At 43.7% G+C, this 19,945-nt stretch carries 14 protein-coding genes; 3 read left to right on the top strand and 11 right to left on the bottom strand.

The genetic code is table 11. The annotated features are described in order from the left end of the window. Window positions 1-14: 14 nt before the first annotated feature. Both ACSLBF_RS14225 and ACSLBF_RS14230 read right to left on the bottom strand, forming a co-directional pair. Window positions 15-1,739 carry a sodium:solute symporter family protein gene (locus ACSLBF_RS14225; RefSeq protein ID WP_440054014.1) on the bottom strand — a complete coding sequence of 575 codons (1,725 nt, stop codon included), beginning with the start codon at window positions 1,737-1,739 and terminating at the stop codon, window positions 15-17. A gap of 11 nt (window positions 1,740-1,750) precedes the next feature. Beyond that, on the bottom strand, window positions 1,751-2,014 hold the full coding sequence (locus tag ACSLBF_RS14230; protein ID WP_440054015.1) for a DUF4212 domain-containing protein: 264 nt from the start codon (window positions 2,012-2,014) through the stop codon (window positions 1,751-1,753). A gap of 422 nt (window positions 2,015-2,436) precedes the next feature. Here ACSLBF_RS14230 and ACSLBF_RS14235 point away from each other — a divergent pair, with 422 nt between their 5' ends. Both ACSLBF_RS14235 and purU read left to right on the top strand, forming a co-directional pair. After that, window positions 2,437-5,865, top strand: a complete 3,429-nt coding sequence (locus tag ACSLBF_RS14235) for a PAS domain-containing hybrid sensor histidine kinase/response regulator (protein ID WP_440054016.1) — start codon at window positions 2,437-2,439, stop codon at window positions 5,863-5,865. 65 nt (window positions 5,866-5,930) lie between these two features. After that, window positions 5,931-6,761: a formyltetrahydrofolate deformylase gene (purU, locus tag ACSLBF_RS14240; protein WP_440054017.1), complete on the top strand. Its 831-nt coding sequence runs from the start codon at window positions 5,931-5,933 to the stop codon at window positions 6,759-6,761. Between the two features lie 77 nt (window positions 6,762-6,838). On the opposite strand, the gene ACSLBF_RS14245 is transcribed toward purU, so the two are convergent. Together ACSLBF_RS14245 and acs are read right to left on the bottom strand one after the other, a co-directional pair. Beyond that, window positions 6,839-7,492: a LuxR C-terminal-related transcriptional regulator gene (locus ACSLBF_RS14245; protein WP_440054018.1), complete on the bottom strand. Its 654-nt coding sequence runs from the start codon at window positions 7,490-7,492 to the stop codon at window positions 6,839-6,841. Between the two features lie 86 nt (window positions 7,493-7,578). Further along, window positions 7,579-9,519: an acetate--CoA ligase gene (acs, locus tag ACSLBF_RS14250; RefSeq protein ID WP_440054019.1), complete on the bottom strand. Its 1,941-nt coding sequence runs from the start codon at window positions 9,517-9,519 to the stop codon at window positions 7,579-7,581. Between the two features lie 548 nt (window positions 9,520-10,067). Here acs and ACSLBF_RS14255 point away from each other — a divergent pair. After that, window positions 10,068-11,228 carry a DcaP family trimeric outer membrane transporter gene (locus ACSLBF_RS14255; RefSeq protein ID WP_440054020.1) on the top strand — a complete coding sequence of 387 codons (1,161 nt, stop codon included), beginning with the start codon at window positions 10,068-10,070 and terminating at the stop codon, window positions 11,226-11,228. 72 nt (window positions 11,229-11,300) lie between these two features. On the opposite strand, the gene ACSLBF_RS14260 is transcribed toward ACSLBF_RS14255, so the two are convergent. The 7 genes from ACSLBF_RS14260 to mutL all read right to left on the bottom strand — a co-directional run bounded on the left by ACSLBF_RS14260 (window position 11,301) and on the right by mutL (window position 19,944). Then, window positions 11,301-12,509 carry a serine hydrolase domain-containing protein gene (locus tag ACSLBF_RS14260; RefSeq protein ID WP_440054021.1) on the bottom strand — a complete coding sequence of 403 codons (1,209 nt, stop codon included), beginning with the start codon at window positions 12,507-12,509 and terminating at the stop codon, window positions 11,301-11,303. Between the two features lie 798 nt (window positions 12,510-13,307). Continuing rightward, on the bottom strand, window positions 13,308-14,186 hold the full coding sequence (gene hflC / locus ACSLBF_RS14265) for a protease modulator HflC (RefSeq protein ID WP_440054022.1): 879 nt from the start codon (window positions 14,184-14,186) through the stop codon (window positions 13,308-13,310). Between the two features lie 5 nt (window positions 14,187-14,191). Continuing rightward, the gene (gene hflK, locus ACSLBF_RS14270) at window positions 14,192-15,367 is read right to left on the bottom strand and encodes an FtsH protease activity modulator HflK (RefSeq protein ID WP_440054023.1); all 1,176 of its coding nucleotides are present in this window, start codon (window positions 15,365-15,367) and stop codon (window positions 14,192-14,194) included. Window positions 15,368-15,459: 92 nt separating this feature from the next. Continuing rightward, window positions 15,460-16,749 (bottom strand): ribosome rescue GTPase HflX, encoded by a 1,290-nt coding sequence (gene hflX, locus ACSLBF_RS14275; RefSeq protein WP_440054024.1) that lies wholly within the window; start codon window positions 16,747-16,749, stop codon window positions 15,460-15,462. Between the two features lie 23 nt (window positions 16,750-16,772). Further along, window positions 16,773-17,036, bottom strand: a complete 264-nt coding sequence (gene hfq, locus ACSLBF_RS14280; RefSeq protein ID WP_440054025.1) for an RNA chaperone Hfq — start codon at window positions 17,034-17,036, stop codon at window positions 16,773-16,775. A gap of 77 nt (window positions 17,037-17,113) precedes the next feature. Then, window positions 17,114-18,004 carry a tRNA (adenosine(37)-N6)-dimethylallyltransferase MiaA gene (gene miaA, locus ACSLBF_RS14285; protein WP_440056244.1) on the bottom strand — a complete coding sequence of 297 codons (891 nt, stop codon included), beginning with the start codon at window positions 18,002-18,004 and terminating at the stop codon, window positions 17,114-17,116. Between the two features lie 107 nt (window positions 18,005-18,111). Next, window positions 18,112-19,944, bottom strand: coding sequence for a DNA mismatch repair endonuclease MutL (gene mutL, locus ACSLBF_RS14290; protein WP_440054026.1), 1,833 nt, complete (start codon window positions 19,942-19,944; stop codon window positions 18,112-18,114). Window position 19,945 lies beyond the last annotated feature (1 nt).

Raw genomic sequence — 19,945 nt, forward strand, 5'->3', positions numbered from 1 at the left:
ATTACAACACCTTATTAGTGCGCGTGTGCAGCACTCGTTCCTTTGGGGTTACGGATCCCTTCAACCATTTGTTTTACTTCTTCAGGGGTATCAGCAGTTAATTTCATCACTACAGCTGCCACACCAAAGTTGATCAACATACCAATAATACCGATCCCTTCCGGTGAAATACCAAACAACCAGTTTGCAGGCGCGTTCAACTCGGGACTGACAAACTTGAAGTAAATGATATAAGCCGCAGTGAAGCCGATGCCAGTCACCATACCCGCGATGGCACCTTCTTTGTTCATTCGCTTAGAGAAAATGCCCATGATAATGGCAGGGAAGAAGCTAGCCGCCGCAAGGCCAAAAGCAAATGCCACCACCGATGCCACAAACCCAGGCGGATTAATACCAAAATAAGCAGAGATGGCTATGGCAACCATCGCCGATAGTCGAGCCGCCAACAGCTCTTGTTTATCATTGATATTTGGATTAATTGTTCGTTTTAACAGATCATGAGATACCGAGGTTGAGATCACCAACAGTAAGCCTGCAGTGGTTGATAGCGCTGCGGCAATACCGCCGGCTGCGACCAATGCGATTACCCATGCTGGTAAATCAGCAATTTCTGGATTGGCTAATACCATGATATCGCGGTCAATTTTTACCTCATTCGCGCTAGCTGGGTCTTCTAACTTGCCTGCTGAGTAAGACATTTTGCCATCGCCGTTTTTGTCGTTAAACACGATAAGACCTGTTCTTTCCCAGTTTTTCACCCATTGCGGCGCTTCTTCGTAAACTGTGCCACTGCCATCTTTACCATTAATGGTGTCGATCATGTTTACACGAGCAAAAGAAGCAACCGCCGGCGCTGTGGTATACACAATAGCAATAAAAACCAAAGTCCAAGCTGCTGAAATACGAGTATCTTTTACTTTTGGTACGGTAAAAAAGCGTACAATAACGTGTGGCAAACCTGCAGTACCGACCATTAGCGCAGCTGTGATTGCGAACACGTCAACCATACTCTTAGAACCCTCGGTGTATTGGGCAAAGCCTAATTCGGTACTTAGCCCATCGAGTTTATCAAGCAAATAAGTACCTGAACCGTCAGATAACGTCGCACCAAAGCCCGTTTGCGGCAGTAAGTGGCCTGTCATCATCAATGAGATAAAGATGGCTGGAACGAGATACGCAAACACCAATACACAGTACTGTGCAACTTGGGTATACGTGATCCCTTTCATGCCACCAAGCACCGCGTAGAAGAAAACGATTACCATACCGATGTAAACACCAGTTTCAATGTCGACTTCCAAGAAACGCGAGAATACTACGCCAACGCCGCGCATCTGGCCCGCAATGTAGGTGAAACAGATAAAGATCGCACACAGAATAGCGACAACACGTGCTACTTGTGAATAGTAGCGGTCACCGATAAAGTCTGGCACGGTAAACTTACCAAACTTGCGAAGATATGGCGCAAGACAGAGCGCGAGTAACACGTATCCACCGGTCCATCCCATCAAATACACACCACCGTCATAACCTGCGAAAGAGATGATCCCAGCCATTGAAATAAACGAGGCTGCACTCATCCAGTCTGCGGCCGTCGCCATCCCGTTTGCAACCGGTGGAACACCGCCTCCCGCTACGTAAAATTCATTAGTTGAGCCCGCACGCGCCCAAATCGCAATACCGATGTAAAGTGCGAAGCTAAGGCCAACTATAATAAAGGTTAGAATTTGCACATCCATCACCCGACTCCTTATTCATCTACGCCGTATTTTTTATCTAAGGCATTCATTTTTATCGCGTAAACAAAAATCAGTGCCACGAAGGTATAAATTGCACCTTGCTGCGAAAACCAAAAACCCAGTTTAAAACCGAAGAATCTGATTTCATTGAGTACATCTACCAATAAGATGCCGAACCCAAAGGAAACGACAAACCAAATGGTTAGTAGCTTAAACATTAAGGCGAGATTTTCTGACCAGTATGCTTTTGCTTGTTCTTCACTTTTAAAAGCCATTTTAAATCCCCTATTACTTGCTAACGATAAACAAGAATTAGTGTTAGTTGTCCTCTGTGAGAGTAGCAATGGCGGGGCAAGTTTAAATTGAGACCTTAGTCGTAACGAACAGGTTACGTTTACGTAAACTGCATACCGACAAAGGCTCATTGAGTAAAAAGCTATTTATTTTCATAACGTTAACTTTTTTCATGTGCCGATTTAGCTACCGGACTGAAGGAAAGGTGATGTCATAAGACATTAGTCTAATTTCAACAATGAAGTATCATGATATTCAGGTTAAAGACGCTTAACGTCTTGATCTTTATATTGGTCCTAATCACATTACGGGAGCTGTTGTGTGGTAATTAATCCACAACAATCCGTAGATGTTCTGATACAGTAGGGCTCAGAAATAACAGGATAATAACAACACGCACACTATGACTATTGCGCTCATATTGGTTTCAGTCGCTTACATCGGGATACTTTTTTGGTTGGCGAACTGGGGAGACAAAACCACACCAACTGCATTAAAAATAAGCCACCATCCGTTCGTGTATGCGTTTTCTTTGGGGATTTACTGTACCTCGTGGACTTATTATGGCTCGGTGGGCACCGCTGCCACCAGTTCTTGGCATTATCTGCCAATATTGCTTGGCCCAACCTTGTTGTTTCTTTTCGGTCAGCGATTTTTAAGAAAACTGATATTGGTTAGTAAAAAACAAAATATCACCACCATCGCTGACTTTATTTCTGCTCGCTATGGTAAGCGCCAATCCACCGCCATTATGGTAACTATGATCGCACTGCTGGCGACCATCCCCTATATCGCGCTGCAACTTAAAGCCCTAAGCAGCAGCTTTTCACTGCTACAAGAAGGCGAGCAGATCTCCGGCACGGCGTTAGCGTTACTCGGTACATTTGCGATGGCATTGTTTGCTATCTTTTTTGGTACTCGTAAAGTGGATGTGACCGAATACCGCTCCGGATTAATGCTCGCTATCGCCTTTGAGTCCATTATCAAGCTATTAGCTTTAGCCGTAGTAGCGGTACTGGCATGGTTAGCCTTGAGCGATACTGATACAACTTTCAGCGAAATGAAAGTTCACTGGCAAGGCTTTGAATTTTTCAACTTCAACTTTATTGGCCAGTCGCTGATGGCAGCAGCTGCCATTGTTTGTTTACCAAGACAGTTTCATGTCATTGTGGTTGATAACCATAATACTAATCACCTAAAAACCGCACGTTGGGGCTTTTCGCTCTATCTGTTGCTAATTGCAGCCATGATCATCCCCATCGCCACTGCCGCAATCCATCCTGATATTGGCCAAGGTACCGGCGCGGATAGTTTTGTTCTGGCGCTTCCATTGATGATGGAACATCCGATTCTGGCAACCTTTGTGTTTATCGGAGGGCTGTCGGCAGCAACAGCGATGATTGTGGTCGCAACGTTAACGCTTAGTACCATGTTATCTAACGATGTCGTTTTGCCATTGATATTAAAAAGAAAATTTAAAAAGAATGCGCTGAATAGCAACTATAAAACACCAATTTTACTGGTTAGGCGCTTTATTATTGCCGCTATTCTTGTGCTTTCTTATATGTATCAACAATGGTTTGGTCACGGCGAAGCCTTAGCCAATATGGGATTGGTGGCGTTTTCTTTAGTTACTCAGTTATTGCCAGCCATTGTTGGTGGTTTGTACTGGCGAAAAGGCCATGCTTACGGCGTTTACGCAGGCCTGATAGCGGGCTTTATCTGTTGGGTGCTCTTTTTAATGCTGCCGATCCTTGAGGCGCCCAGTTTAATTGAATACGAAGCACGTCAAAGTATCATCACCCAAGGCACGTTGCTGGCCTTGCTTGCCAATATCAGTTGTTATATCAGTTTTTCACTGGGTGCGCAGGAGCGCTTAGTTGACCGTATTCAAGCCGCTGCATTTGTTAATCCCAAAGAGCAAGCAGCACTTGCTAGACGACTTAATAAAGAAGTCAGAGCCACTATTTATGACTTTAAAATTCTGCTCCAAACCTTTTTGGGCGTACAACGTAGCCAGCAACTTCTTAGTCATTATGTGCTGAACCATGAACTTGGAGATAACGACACTTACCCCGAGCCAGACTTTATCGCTTTTTGTGAACGGGCGCTCACTGGCGTATTGGGTGCGTCTTCTGCGCGCGCCTTAATTCGCAGTGTGTCATCGGGTAAGCAACTTGCATTTGAGGAAGTGGTTAACTTTTTTGATGAAACCACCCAAGCACTGCAATTTAATCAAAACATCCTTTTTACGTCGCTAGAAAACCTTAGTCATGGTATTTCTGTGGTGGACAAGAACTTAAACCTCGTCGCTTGGAACAAGCGTTACAATGAAATGTTCGACTATCCCGATGGTTTTTTACAAGTTGGGCAGCCAATTGAAGAAGTGATCCGCTTCAATGCAGAGCGTGGTGAATGTGGCCCTGGTGAAATTGAAAAGCACGTGAATAAACGGGTGCAACACCTTAAAAATGGCACATCACATCACTTTATTCGCCATCGCCGTGATGGACAGGTGTTTGAAATGACAGGTAACCCGCTGCCAGAAGGCGGATTTGTTACTAGCTTTTCCGACATTACAGCTCACATCGCCACACAAAATGCGCTGGAAGAAATCAACATGGATCTGGAAAACCGGATCGAAGCTCGTACTCAAGAGATCCGAGCTATCAACCAAGATTTGAAGGCTGAAATAGCAAACCGAGAAACCACAGAGCAAGCACTGGTTGCAGCCAAAAAAGAAGCCGAACGCGCTAACGACAGCAAAACACGCTTTTTGGCCTTAGCCAGTCACGATATTCTGCAACCGTTGAATGCAGCAAGACTGTACCTTGGCGCCATTGATGAGAACCAGCTAGCAAGTAAAGACCAAAGTAACTTTGAAAAGCTCAGTGACAGTTTAGATTCGACTGTCCACCTAATGAGCGCTTTATTAGACATCGCAAAATTAGAACAAGGCGCAATGAAGCCCTCGCCTCGACACTTTGCGATTGACGATATTCTTAGTCCCCTTGCCAGTGAGTACGCCATTTTATCCAAAGAAAAAGGGCTACAACTAAAAGTAAGAAGTTGTAGCGCTACCGTGCACAGCGATATCACTTATCTGCGCAGAATTATCCAAAATTTGGTGTCAAATGCGGTGAAATATACAGAACACGGAAAAGTACTCATCGCCTGCCGAGCGCGAAATCATAGTTTGAGGTTAGAAGTTTGGGATACTGGGCCTGGAATTAGCGAACAAGAGCAACAAAAGATCTTTAATGACTTTTACCGGATACAATCCCGCGATAATAAAGGCATTGGACTAGGACTGGGTGTGGTAAAACGCTTGTGCGATCTTCTCTCGATTCCCATTATGGTGCGCTCAACTAAAGATAAAGGCAGCTGTTTTAGCATCGAAATTCCTTACGGTAATGTCGAGTTGATCACTCAAAAAAATGAACTGAGTCAAAAAACCATTAGCGAAAAAACGCTCAACCTAATTGCCGTCGACGACGACCCGAAAAACCTCGAAGCCATGGCCAGTTTGCTAGAAAAGTGGAATACCCAGTACAGTTCTTTTTCAAAAGCCGATGCAGTCATTGCATACGCACGACAACATGACGCTCCTGATGTGATTTTAATGGACTACCAACTTAATGATGAGCAATACGACGGTATTTCACTGATTAAGACGCTGAGAGAAATTTGGCAATCACCGGTGACAGCAATTTTAATTACCGCGGTACGTGACAACGAACTCAAAGCACAAGCCAAAGCACAAGACATTCATTACTTGTCTAAGCCAGTGAAACCAGCCAAGCTGAAGGCACTACTGAATCATGCAAGATAAGACTTTCCATCTTGGTGAATTTCGCAGTATGCTGAAAGTTCGTGAAAACGAACAGGAATGAGGAAATGAAATACATACTAACGACCGAGTGTGCCGATGATATCGGGCTTATCGCTAAGGTCACTAACTTATGTCACGAACATAAGCTTAATATTGTCCGTAATAACGAGTTTGTTGATAAATCTGCCAAGCGTTTTTTTATGCGTACCGAGCTGACGGGCACGCCCAGCGAAGGTTTTCTGGCGCAATTACGCCAACAACTTCCCAGTGGTGCCAAAGTGGCGCTGCACGGTCAAGAAAAAACCAAAGTGGTGTTACTTGCAACCAAAGAAGCCCATTGCTTGGGTGGTGTGCTGCTTAAACACTATGAACAAGCGTTCAATATTGAAATCCAAGCGGTGATCGCAAACTACCCTGACCTAGAAAAATTAGCGAGTGGCTTTGGTATTCCTTTTCATTGTGTATCTCATGAAGGGCTGAGTCGGGTTGAGCATGATAAAGCAATGGCTGAAGTTATTGAGCGCTACCAACCAGACATTATTGGCTTGGCCAAATATATGCGCATTCTAAGCCCTGAATTTGTGGGTCGTTTTGATGGCAAAATTATCAATATCCACCACTCATTTTTACCCGCTTTTATTGGCGCAAAACCCTATCACCAAGCGTTTGAACGTGGGGTTAAAATCATTGGGGCAACGGCACATTTTGTCAATGATGAACTCGATGAAGGCCCAATCATTGCGCAAAATGTCACGCAAATTACCCATGCCAATCACGCTGAAGAAATGGCGAAAATCGGTAAGGATATTGAGAAAACGGTGTTTTGTAATGCGTTGCAACTCGCCTGCGAACACAAAGTGTTTATTAACGGCAATAAGACGGTGGTGTTTTCTTAATATTAGTAACACGGTTATAAATGAATACCAACCCGATTGCTCTGACATGAATAACTGGGTTGGTTTTTTATGTGTTATTACTCAGTCGCTTCTATTGGTTCTAGTTGCAATTTTGAAGCAATTAACACCGCTTGCGTGCGATTATACACCCCAAGCTTCCTAAAAATTGCCGTAATATGTGCCTTCACAGTGGCTTCTGAAATATTGAGCTCGTAGGCGATTTGTTTGTTTAATAAGCCTTCATGTAAGTACTGTAAGACTTTGTATTGTTGTGGCGTTAACGACGCGACCTGCTGAGCTAAAACTTTATCTTCTGACTCGATTTCAGCTACTTTGTCCTGTACTTCATCGGGTAACCAAGTATCCCCTTCTAACACCCTATTGATGGCTTCCGCTATCTGTGTAGCTGATGCAGCCTTGGGAATAAAGCCCATGGCACCGTATCCCATCACTTTAGAGATAATAGTTACGTCTTCACTTCCAGATACAACAACAACAGGCAAGCTTGGGTAGTCTTCTCTAATTCTGATTAATCCGTACAAGTCACCATTTCCGGGCATGTGCAGATCAAGGAGGAGTAAGTCCAATTCTTCTTGTTGTTCAAGGACCGCAAGCGTGGTGTCAAAATTCTCGGACTCAAATACTTCCAGCGCTTCAAAGTGCGACTTAAGAGCGCCTTTAAGTGCTTCCCTAAACAATGGGTGATCGTCCGCAATTAAAAACTGATACATGCTATGCTCCTAAAAAATCGGCTGTTATCTGCAAGATAACAGCCGTAATAGTATGGTTATATTAGGCCGCAATTCAAGCTTTTAGGTTAACGGTTGAGACGGTTCTCAATTAGTTCATCAACCACACTTGGATCGGCAAGTGTCGAAGTATCCCCCAATTGCTGATATTCGTTGGCTGCGATTTTACGCAAAATACGGCGCATAATTTTGCCCGAACGCGTTTTAGGCAGACCTGGCGACCACTGGATCATATCCGGCGAAGCAATCGGGCTAAGCTCTTTTCTGACCCAAGCACGTACTTCTTTAGTTAACGCTTCACTCACCACCACGCCTTCATTCGGTGTGACATAGACGTAAATTCCCTGCCCTTTGATGTCATGTGGATAGCCAACCACAGCAGCTTCAGCGACCGCTTCGTGCGCGACCAACGCGCTTTCAATTTCTGCGGTGCCCAGACGGTGCCCAGATACGTTTAATACATCATCTACTCGACCAGTGATCCAGTAGTATCCATCTTCATCTCGACGACAACCATCACCAGTGAAATATACACCCGGATAGGCTGAGAAGTAGGTTTGCTCGAAACGTTCATGGTCGCCATAAACCGTTCTTGCTTGAGAAGGCCAACTATCGAGAATAACCAAGTTACCATCCACCGCGCCTTCCAATGTATTGCCCTCAGCATCAAACAAAGCAGGCGCAATACCAAAGAATGGACGAGTTGCTGAGCCCGGTTTCAATGCGGTTGCCCCGGGTAATGGCGTGATCATAATGCCACCGGTTTCAGTTTGCCACCAAGTATCCACGATTGGACACTGGCTATTCCCGATCTGCTCGTGATACCAAGTCCACGCTTCAGGGTTAATTGGCTCACCCACCGACCCTAAAATTCTTAAGCTATCCCGCTTGGAGCTCGCCGTAGGCTCATCCCCTTTAGCCATCAAAGCGCGAATCGCTGTTGGGGCAGTGTATAGAATGGTTACGCCGTGTTTATCGACAACTTCTCCCATACGGCCAGAAGTGGGGTACGTGGGTATGCCCTCAAAAATTACCTGAGTACAGCCATTCACTAGCGGTCCATAAGCAATATAGCTATGACCAGTGATCCAACCCACATCGGCACTACACCAATAGATATCCTCTTCTTTTAGATCGAATACATATTCATGCGTCATAGACGAGTAAACGAGATAACCGCCAGTGGTGTGCACAACCCCTTTTGGTTGACCTGTTGATCCTGAGGTGTACAGGATAAATAGCGGATCTTCAGCACTCATTGGCTCTGGCTCACATAGCGCTGCTTGCTGTGCTGTTAGTTCATGCCACCACACATCATGGCTATTCCACTCAACATCCCCGCCAGTAAGCTGATGCACAATCACGTGCTCAACACTAGTGACAGAAGGTTGTGCAACCGCTTCATCAACGTTTGCTTTTAATGGTACCGAGTTCCCACCACGGCGACCTTCGTCAGAGGTGATCACCACCTTGGCGCCAGAGTCTTTAATCCGATCAGCAATTGCAGACGGTGAGAAACCACCAAACACCACCGAATGAATAGCACCAATACGCGCACACGCTTGCATCGCATAAATAGCTTGCGGGGTCATTGGCATATAAATGGCAACTCTATCACCTTTTTGAACGCCTAAGCTTTTCAGACCATTTGCTAACTTTGCAACTTCATCATGAAGCTGCTGATAAGTAATATTTTCACTGTGTTCAGGGTTATCCCCTTCCCAAATTAACGCTACTTTATTTGCTTTGTCAGCAAGGTGACGGTCGATACAGTTATACGACGCATTTAGCACGCCATCTTCATACCACTTGATGCTAATGTGGCCTTTATCGAAAGAGGTATTTTTAACTTTATTGTAAGGGGTGAACCAATCTAGACGCTTGCCCTGTTCAGCCCAGAAACTTTCCGGGTTGTCTATCGACTGCTTATATAGTTGTTGATATTGCTCGTCGTTAACCAACGCGGTTTCTTTGATTTGCTCAATAACAGGATAAATGCTTTGCGACATACTCATCTCCATTAACATGATTTGTCCCGTGAATGTTTCATAATCACATTCCACGGCAGACTCGCTGCCAACTAGGATCACTCAGTACTACTCGCTAAAGTATTAGACCTTAGTTGTAGATAGTTAACTCGAACGTGTTTTTAGTCGTTCACACTTTGAAGCTTTATGTTAACTAATCTCAAGTGCTTATAAGCGAATTTGTCCAATAACGCTATTTAGTCCACTCTCTTCGTAGGTTTTACTCGTAATAGCCAGCTATTACTGCGTAAAGACGCCTTGATAGTGAACAAAATCTCATCATTGGAATTAGACACATAGGTTCTTAGGTATTGACACTTTCAAATCTCTTATCCGCAGCTGAGGGTTACCAGTTTTAACACTATCCAAAAGTCCCTTCAATAGGTATATGAATTCATTACACCTTAGTCTTATAGACCAATAGATAATTGAGCAAATTACGACCTTAAACAACATTGAAAGGTGAACTTTCTACATCATGCTTGGTTGTCAAAATAACAGCAACAACCAAGTAATTAAGGAACCGGATTATGACAACAATCAAAATTAATAAGCGCTCACTGGCTCTGGCGATCAGCAGCATCATTGCAGCACCTGCAATGGCTGCACAAATTGGGGATACACAACTAAACTACGGCGGCTACGTAAAGTTAGATGCTATTTGGAGTGATTTTTCAGATGGAACGTTAGGCGCACAACATATAGGTCGCGATTTTTATGTGCCAGGTACCACGCCTGTTGGCGCTAATAGTGACAGTGACGCTGTTTTTGATATGCACGCCAGGCAGTCACGATTTAGCTTTTCAACCGACACTAAGCTAGACGACGGTGACAATATTAAAACCAAAGTGGAACTGGACTTTATTGCTTCAACGGGCGGCAACGAACGAGTAACAAATTCCTATTCACCAAGGATCAGACAAGCATTTGTGACCTACAAGGGCTGGCTATTTGGACAAACATGGTCAAATTTCCAAAATGTCAGTGCCCTGCCAGAAACATTAGACTTTGTTGGCCCTGCAGATGGTACTGTGTTCGTGCGACAAGCGATGGCAAAATATACAACGGGTAATTGGTCATTCTCCATCGAAAACCCTGAAAGCACAGTGACAACAGCCGATTCAGGTCGAGTTGTCACCGATGACGCTGGGATGCCAGACTTTACCGCAAGATATACTCACAAAGCCGACTGGGGTCACTTTGTTATTGCCGGTATAGCACGTCAACTTACCTATAAAATGGACGGTGCAGATGAAACCGAAAGTTCTTTTGGACTAAGTGCATCCGGTCAAATTAACTTTGGCAAAGACAGTCTTAAATTTATGCTGACTCAGGGTCAAGGATTAGGCCGATATGTTGGATTAAACTTAGTGAATGGCGCCGTCTTCGACGGTAATTCTCTACATGCTATTGATTCAACCTCTGGTTTTGTTGCGTATCAACACCATTGGAATACACAATTCCGTTCAACGTTTTTGTATTCATTCTTTAGTGCTGACAATGATCAAGATCTGTTGGGGGTGATGGGCGATCCTACTGAATCCAGTACCAGCTTTAGTGCTAATATTCTCTACTCACCAGTTAAAAAGCTCACCTTTGGTGCTGAGTATAAAGTGGCGCAACGAGAGACCGAAAGTGGCTTAAAAGGTGACTTAGACAGAATACAATTCTCCGTAAAATACGCTTTTTAGTGCTTTATTAGCGGCCTTGAGAGAAGGAGAGCTTGGTTACAAGCAACTCCTTCGTCTTCAGACTCGAAAATGTCATTTTACAAAAGCAGGCAAAATTCTTTCTGCTGTTAACTGTAAAGTCGTATCGTTACGATTGTTAGCAGTTACTACTACCATCAAATCAAGCTCATCTATCAAGATAATATACTGACCGCCACCACCTTGAGCTGAGCGAGTGAAATACTTTTTGCCACCATATTTCATATCTGCACTCCACCAATAATAACCATACCCTTGATTAAAAACGTCTTTTCCACCACCAAAAATATCATCATCACCAGTGAGTAGGATCCGGTTAGCTGCTCTGTTAATGTAGGCCTCGGGAATGAGCTGCTCACCATTCCATTTGCCTTTATTCTTAGTCAAGAGCCCCCATTTCACCATATCGCGCGAGGTCATAGTCGTACGAGAACCTGACACCGGAAGACCATTAATATCGGTTCTCCAAAGATAATTTGTGATCCCCAGCTTATCGAGTAACTCCTTTTTGATAAAATCTTCAGCAGAACCCGGAACCACCGCTTCGATTACCTGCATAACTAACATAGGATCGGCTTGATACCTGAACGTTTGTGACTCACTCGTAATGGGCGTACTGTGCTCTAGATAAGCTTGCACATGCGCTTGCCCTGTTATTTTTGTTGGATCTTTTTCTATAATTTCTTTTTGTTCACGACTGAGGCGGATACCTGAGTGCATGGTAAGCGCTTTATGCAACGTCACTTTTTCTGCACCCTTCACTAACTTTTTAGTGTCCAGATCTTTTAGAAAACTAATCAATGGCTTATCCAAGTCAGCCATAGTTAGATAACCAAGTTGGATCGCTCTGCCCAGCGCTAAACCGGTATAAGCTTTGGTGGCGGATGCTTGGTAGTGAGGAAGGTTGATTCGACCTCTAGAATAATAAGACTCAAATAATAGCTTGCCTTGATGTACGATCAGTAGACTGTCAAAATCACTATGTTTACCCTCGCCAATCTCCTCAGCCAATTTAACCATTAATGCGCTCTTACCACCATCAATGCCTAATTCCCCCACCATCAGTCCGTCTTTCCGATCCTCAGGTGCGATGCTGATATAAGCCTGCTCTAGAGGCTGAATATCCCTATAAGCGCCATTAATCTGCGCTTGGTTTGCTTCAGGTGCTGATGCTCTAGCAACTTTACTTCCTGCCGCATACAGATTAATACTGCTTAGGAATACCACTGTGCACATTGTTTTACATATTAATTTTATCGCCATACCAAATCCTATTAAGTAAAAGCTGCCCATTGAACGCAAAAGGTATACTGAGGATTATCATGCTTTCGCGAAAAAGGCGCTGTTGTGAGGTTACTGAGGCTAAGCTTAAGGTGGGCAAAATAAAAAACTGGAGCTTTCTCTGATTTTACACTGACTTTACTCTGAAAAATAAAATATGTTTTATTGTCAATGCATTACTAACTTAAAATACTTTGTAGAGTGTAAATATCTCATATCAAGCGGCGCTGACATTCAATGCTCCTCATTTATTAATATCCAGGCTTCTTCATGAAGTGGTCGCTCGCTATTCAAGTAGAGCGCACGCAGGGGATCGGGAAACCGGTATTGCTCAGCAAATTCGCTTATCCGCAACTAAAGTTACACACATAGTACACTCGAAGAGATGCGCAACAGTGCCGACGACTGATTTAGAGAGAAAGAAGCTCCTTAGACACATCTAATATCAATCCGCTTAAATCTCTGATCAATTTCAGAGACGAAACCTACTGCTAACTGCGTTAAAAATTTCTCATTTAGAACAACTAAATAGCAAATTTTCGCCTTGCCTACACGGACGTAGGTACCTTGGCGATAGCAGGACGCGAGAGCGGTGCCTACACGGACGTAGGTACCTTAGCGGTAGCAGGACGCGAGAGCGGAGTTATCAACTCGCTTTTCTCGACTCAAAATTGATCAACTTATTAAAAGGATTGGTATAAAACCCAGACGCGCTAATAATAAAAAACCCCAAAACAAGCGTTTCGGGGTTTTATATGACTCACGAGTGTGATTGAAAGATTACTTACCTGAAGAGCTCTTCATATAGTCGAAGAACTTACTATCAGGTGAAAGTATCATCACATCACCTTTATCTTTAAACGTACGCTTGTATGCCTCAAGTGAACGTACAAAAGAGAAAAACTCTGGATCTTTGTTGTAAGCATCTGCATAAACCTTAGCTGCCGTTGCATCACCTTGACCACGAACTGCTCGAGCATTACGTTCAGCATCGGCTAACATAACAGTGACACGTCTATCGATATCAGCTCTGAGTTTTTCTGCTTGTTCTTGACCTTCAGAGCGGTGCTCTTTTGCCACTGCTTGACGCTCAGCACGCATACGTTGATAGATAGAGTTACTAACTTCATTAGGTAAGTTGATTTGCTTAACACGCACATCCAGCACTTCAATACCCAACTCAGTCGCACTTTCAGAAGCCTGAACAAGTGCTTCTTCCATCAATTCACTACGCTCACCAGAAACAATTTCTTTGATAGTCCGAGAACCAAAGTTTGTTCTCAAGCCGTTATTTACTTTCTGTTTAAGCAGCGTTTCAGCATACTGTTTATCTCCACGAGCACGCAGATAATAAGCACTGAAATCACTGATCCGCCATTTCACAAAAGAATCAACAATAAGGTCTTTTTTCTCACTGGTGACAAAGCGATCTGGTTGACCATCTAAAGTTTGAATACGCGCATCTAAACGACGTACCTGACTGAAAAAAGGTATTTTTAGGTGTAGGCCTGGTTCATAAACGACGGCATTACCTTCACTGTCTTTTTCTACCTTACTAAATGTAAGTACAATCGCTTTTTGCCCTTCAGTAACAACAAACACTGAAGATACCGCCATCACGGCGACGATCAGTAATGCAACAACTAACGTATTTTTCATGTCAATTACCTCCCGTTACCAAATCTATCGCGATCATAACGATCACCACCTGAGTTCACTGAGCTATTTTTACTCTGGCTTTGCTCAAGCGTTCTACGAAGTTGCTCTAGGTCATTTTTGTTTGGTAGTCTAACCGGTGCTGAGTTACCACCTTGAGATTGCATGATCTTATCAAGTGGTAAATACATCATGTTATTTCCACCTTCAACATCAACGAGTACCTTAGAACTACTGCTAAGCACTTGTTCCATAGCGTCAATGTATAAACGTTGGCGGGTTACTTCTTTCGCAGCTTGATATTCAGGTAGCAATTTCTCAAAACGTTCAACTTCACCTCGAGCTTCCAGCGTTACACGCTCTTTATACGCTTCTGCTTCTTGGGTCATACGAGTCACTTGACCACGAGCTCTAGGTTCAATCTCTTTTGCGTAAGCTTCAGCTTCACGAATAAAGCGTTCTTCATCTTCTTGCGCAGCAATCGCATCATCAAACGCGTCTTTTACTTCTGCAGGCGGTCTTGAATCTTTAAAGTTCACATCGGTGACAATCAGACCAAGGTTGTATGGTTCAATGATTTCATTTAACTCATCCCATGTACGCTGACGCACCACTTCACGACCTGTGGTTAGTACCTCATCCATGCGTGAATGACCAACAACATAACGAAGCGCACTGTCTAGTGATTGCTGCAAGCTGTGGTCCGCATCAGTAACGCTAAAGCGGTACAATCTTGGATCGACAACACGGTATTGCACTTCAAACTCAACACTAACCACGTTTTCATCTTCAGTTAGCATAAAGCCAGAAGCAGAGAGTGAACGCACAGCCTCAATATCTATTGGAATAACACGTTCAATAAAGGTCGCTTTCCAGCGTAGACCAGGCTCTGAAATACGCGCAAATTTACCGAACTGTAGGACTATACCTCGTTCAGCTTCTTTTACGGTGTAAATACCACTTAGTGCCCAAACCACGAGGGCAATTAATATGATGAAAGTGAGACCTGCTCCACCAACACCACCATTGCCACCTTTTCCTGGTTTACCACCAAAAATGCCACCAAACTTGTTACCAAACTTACGGAATACTTCGTCTAGATCAGGCGGGCCTTGATCTTTTCCACCGCGGTTTTTCCACGGGTCATTATCATTGCCATTATTACCCGGCTCGTTCCAGGCCATAGCTATACTCCATTGTTATTAAAATGAATTAGTCTAAATCTAACAAAAATCGAACGAGTCTCATACTAAAAACGCTCGAAAATAGAGATTTTTCAATTACCCACGACCAAACTGTCGAGGTTTTCTTCTAGCTCTTTTTTAAGTTTTTCCCACTCAACTTGTGGCATTCTAACCGCTACTTGCCAATTACCTTGCTCATCATAGCCTTCTTTTTCAACGGCATTAAGATTAAATAGCGCTCCTCTTATACGACCTTTACTCGGAGGAACACTTAACTGAGCAACAAAAATCTTTTTGGCTAGCAACTCTTTTATCGCTTCAAAAAGCAACTCAATGCCAACTCCAGCTTGCGCACTCAGCCAAACTCGGATCGGTTTGCCCTGATCATCTCTATCTATTCTAGGCGCAACATCGTCCATTAGATCAATTTTGTTATAAACCAATAATTGTGGAATTTCATTGGCTTCAATCTCTTCAAGTACCAATTGTACCTGTTCTATATTTTCTTTTCTTCTAGGATCCGCAACATCAATAACATGTAGCTGAAGATCTGCCTCTCGAGTTTCTGTCAACGTTGCTTTAAAAGCCGCAACCAAGTCATGTGGCAGGTGTCTGATAAATCCTACTGTGTCTGCAAGGATCACACTGCCTACGTCGTCTACCTCTAACTTTCTGAGTGTCGGATCAAGAGTCGCAAAAAGCTGATCGGCAGCGTATACATCAGCATCCGTGATCTTATTAAACAAAGTAGACTTGCCCGCATTGGTATAACCAACAAGCGAAACTGTTGGGATTTCATTGCGACTTCTCGCACGACGCCCTTGTTCCCGCACCACAGCCACTTTATCAAGTCGCTTGCGAATACTCTTTATGCGCTCTCGAAGTAAACGTCTATCGGTCTCAAGCTGAGTTTCACCCGGTCCTCGTAAACCTATACCACCTTTTTGACGCTCTAAGTGCGTCCAGCCACGAATGAGGCGGGTGGAAATATGGCGTAATTGTGCAAGCTCAACTTGCAGCTTCCCCTCGTGGGTACGTGCTCGTTGGGCAAATATATCCAGGATCAATGTTGTTCTATCTAACACCCGACACTGACAAATGCGCTCTAAGTTTCGCTCTTGTGAGGGACTAAGTTGGTGATTAAATATAATGACATCTGCGTTGTGGGTTTTGACAATCTCGGCTATTTCTTCGGCTTTACCTGTGCCAACAAACAGTTTTGCGTGTGGTGCTTGGCGGCTGCCTTGCACAACCGCCACACTACTAACACCAGCAGAAGACACAAGCATTTCAAGTTCACGAAGATCTTCTCGATCTCCCTCGTGAGGAAATTCTATGTGAACCAAGACTGCCTGTTCGCCGGCTTCATAACGGTCAAACAAGCATTAAGCTCCTACTTCTTTAATTAATAATTACCTTCATCACCTTGTTCCGGCGCATCTGTACCTTGGCTGCCTTGGAAATTAACAGCTCTAGCTGGAACTACGGTTGAAATCGCGTGTTTATAAACCATTTGGTTTACTGTGTTTTCTAATAAAATTACAAACTGGTCAAAAGACTGGATTTTACCCTGTAGCTTAATACCATTGACCAAAAAAATTGAAACAGGAATGCGCTCACGGCGCAAGACATTCAAAAATGGATCTTGTAAAGATTGGCCTTTTGCCATTTTCTTATCCTTCGTTTTAGGTGTTATTATGTCAGGTGGACGGTGAAATCAGAAGCTACTGATTTCCCGACTACTTATTAGCTTAGCGAAGTTAAAACACGTTGCAAGTTTTCTTGCTCATCAGTCTCAAGCCAAGTGACATTTTCCCAGCCTCTTAACCATGTAAGTTGACGCTTCGCTAACTGTCTGGTTGCCGCGATACCTTTGAAAACCATTTCATCATAATCGCATTCACCATCCAAATACTCCCACATTTGCCGATAACCAACACAGCGAATCGACGGCAAATCAGGGTGTAAATCATCTCGTTGATATAGGGCCAAAACTTCTTTTTTAAAGCCCTGTTCAAGCATTATTTTAAATCTTTTCTCTATTCGCTCATGCAACACACTGCGCTCACTTGGTGCAATTGCGAACTGATGGAACTGATACGGTAATTCAGCCTGTTTGGTTTGCTGCAGCTCAGTCATTGTTTTACCGGTAAGCCGATAAACTTCAAGCGCCCGATTAATACGCTGGGAATCATTTTCACTAATTTTACCAGCGGCTTGCGGGTCAACAGCCGAAAGTTCTGTATGTAGCGCCGGCCACCCTTTTGCTTGCGCTTCGCGTTCAAGTTCCGCTCTGATTTTTGAGTCAGCTTCGGGCAATGGCGATAAACCCTCGATCAATCCTTTAAAATACATCATGGTGCCGCCAACCAATACGGGCACTTTTCCCTGTTGATGTAATTGATCAATCAGCTTGATGGCATCCGCTCGAAACTCAGCCACTGAGTAACTTTCTTTTGGATCAATAATATCGATAAGGTGATGTGGTGCTGTTTTCAGTTCCTGCAATGACGGTTTTGCCGTGCCGATATCCATCCCTTTATACACGAGTGCCGAGTCTACACTAATAATTTCCGTGTTTAGCTGCTGACAAAGTTCTATGGCTAGTGCCGTTTTTCCTGCAGCAGTTGGCCCCATCAGGGTAATAACAGGTAAGCTATTCACATCAAACCTTATTCTTGTACAACTCAGAAAGACTATTATAACGCATCAATACTGTGAATAATAATCAAAACAAGCGTGAATTAAGGTGAAATTACGATTTCTGATAGACGTTTTGTATCGATTTTAACAGCCGTACTTTTTATCTTCGCAAAACAGCTGGGGTTTTCAAACAACCTTGTCCTTACTTGCATAAAGTGTTGACTTGAAAAATAACTAATGGGTGTTTGCCGTTCTAACCACGCAAGCCAAAATGACAACTCTTCACCTAATTCTGATGCTATCAGTCGTTCACAAACAATAGCAACGTCCAAGCTATAAAGAGAAACTGGCAACTTTTTCATCATGATATGTGTATCAAAGATCTCAAAACCAAAGCCAAGCAAAGTCAACCAAGACTCTCTGATATTGAGTTGACTAATGCTTTGTTTATCCAGCTTAATTCTGACGGGTAGCAATAAGGCTTTCCCCTGCAAAGTACCATCGCTTTCAAGTTGTTGCTGCCAATATGACCGCAAACCATCTTTACAGTGTCCCAAAAATAACTGTTGTTCATCCATAAACAGCACATCGCCATCATCCAGCGCTAGCCATGTGACTTGCTTTGTTGACTCTGTGCCTGTGGATATGAGTCTAGGTTCTGTAACGACATCAAACTGCTGCACATGTTGATGTGATAACCCTTGATAAAGCTGGTTGACGTTGACTTTACGTCCACTTGCCTCTGAACTAGACGCACGATTGCGTTCTGGGCGAACACCGCCAGCATGTACATTACTGATATCGCTCTGTGTAGACGAATCAAAATGCGATGGTGACAAAGGCTGTAATTCTGAGCGATAGCTTTGGTGGTAAGCTTGTTCACTAGCTTGCTGATTGGTTACTGGATTCGTTACTTGTTCTACGAACGATTCAGGCTCAGTTAAGTCTTGCTGGGGAGTCGCAACTTGCTTAATAGCTTGCACAATAAAATCATGTACTAATCGTGCCTGATGAAATCTAACTTCGTGTTTTGCAGGGTGCACGTTCACATCGACTTGGCGGGGATCTAGTTGCAAGTAAATCACGAAACCAGGAAGTTCTTCACTCCCACTTGATTCTTCAAACGCTTGACGGATAGCGTGCAAAATTAGTTTATCGCGCATCATCCTGTCATTGACGTAAGTATACTGAGTGCTATTTCCTAAACCTGCAGGCAGTACCCAGCCATACAGTTTTAAACCTTCATGTCCAGATTCAATAAAGCTTGCCTGCTGCAAAAATACTTTACCGCCGACTTGGGCTACGCGCTCAACTCCTTTTTCCATTGTCTTTGGTCGATATTGACGCACCACCTTTTGGTTATGCGTTAAGGTGATAGCAATATCAAAGCGACTTAATGCGATACGTTTAACTAGCTCATCTATATGGCTAAATTCGGTTTTTTCTGTACGAAGAAATTTCCGTCTTGCTGGCGTGTTAAAAAACAAGTCTTTGACTTCGATGGTTGTTCCATCAGGATGAGCTGTGGGCTGCACTTGAACAGCCATATCACGACCTTCGGCAAAGGCTTGCCAAGCGGTTTCTTGTTCAGCTGGTTTTGAGCTTAAAGTGAGTCGAGATACTGAACTGATTGACGCTAATGCTTCACCTCTAAATCCTAATGAAGCTATACACTCTAAGTCATCAAGTGTTTTTAGCTTACTCGTTGCATGGCGTGATAATGCCAACTGCAGCTCATCTTTGCCAATACCACTGCCATTATCACGAATACGAATTAGTTTGTGACCACCACGTTCAATGTCTATTTGTATTCGTGTCGCGCCTGCATCGATGCTATTTTCTACCAGCTCCTTGACTACTGACGCTGGTCGCTCAACTACTTCTCCTGCCGCTATTTGGTTAGCCAATCGAGCAGGTAAAATTTCTATGGTCATT

This window comes from Pseudoalteromonas sp. T1lg65 (assembly GCF_051930985.1).
Lineage (GTDB): Bacteria > Pseudomonadota > Gammaproteobacteria > Enterobacterales > Alteromonadaceae > Pseudoalteromonas.

Bases quoted from the DNA above. Each gene is read 5' to 3' on its own strand.
- ACSLBF_RS14245 (WP_440054018.1), bottom strand. From the start codon at position 7,492: ATGTATCAGTTTTTAATTGCGGACGATCACCCATTGTTTAGGGAAGCA.
- acs (WP_440054019.1), bottom strand. From the start codon at position 9,519: ATGTCGCAAAGCATTTATCCTGTTATTGAGCAAATCAAAGAAACCGCG.
- ACSLBF_RS14225 (WP_440054014.1), bottom strand. From the start codon at position 1,739: ATGGATGTGCAAATTCTAACCTTTATTATAGTTGGCCTTAGCTTCGCA.
- ACSLBF_RS14235 (WP_440054016.1), top strand. From the start codon at position 2,437: ATGACTATTGCGCTCATATTGGTTTCAGTCGCTTACATCGGGATACTT.
- miaA (WP_440056244.1), bottom strand. From the start codon at position 18,004: ATGGGGCCAACTGCTGCAGGAAAAACGGCACTAGCCATAGAACTTTGT.
- purU (WP_440054017.1), top strand. From the start codon at position 5,931: ATGAAATACATACTAACGACCGAGTGTGCCGATGATATCGGGCTTATC.
- hflC (WP_440054022.1), bottom strand. From the start codon at position 14,186: ATGAAAAATACGTTAGTTGTTGCATTACTGATCGTCGCCGTGATGGCG.
- mutL (WP_440054026.1), bottom strand. From the start codon at position 19,944: ATGACCATAGAAATTTTACCTGCTCGATTGGCTAACCAAATAGCGGCA.
- ACSLBF_RS14230 (WP_440054015.1), bottom strand. From the start codon at position 2,014: ATGGCTTTTAAAAGTGAAGAACAAGCAAAAGCATACTGGTCAGAAAAT.
- hfq (WP_440054025.1), bottom strand. From the start codon at position 17,036: ATGGCAAAAGGCCAATCTTTACAAGATCCATTTTTGAATGTCTTGCGC.
- ACSLBF_RS14255 (WP_440054020.1), top strand. From the start codon at position 10,068: ATGACAACAATCAAAATTAATAAGCGCTCACTGGCTCTGGCGATCAGC.
- hflK (WP_440054023.1), bottom strand. From the start codon at position 15,367: ATGGCCTGGAACGAGCCGGGTAATAATGGCAATGATAATGACCCGTGG.
- ACSLBF_RS14260 (WP_440054021.1), bottom strand. From the start codon at position 12,509: ATGGCGATAAAATTAATATGTAAAACAATGTGCACAGTGGTATTCCTA.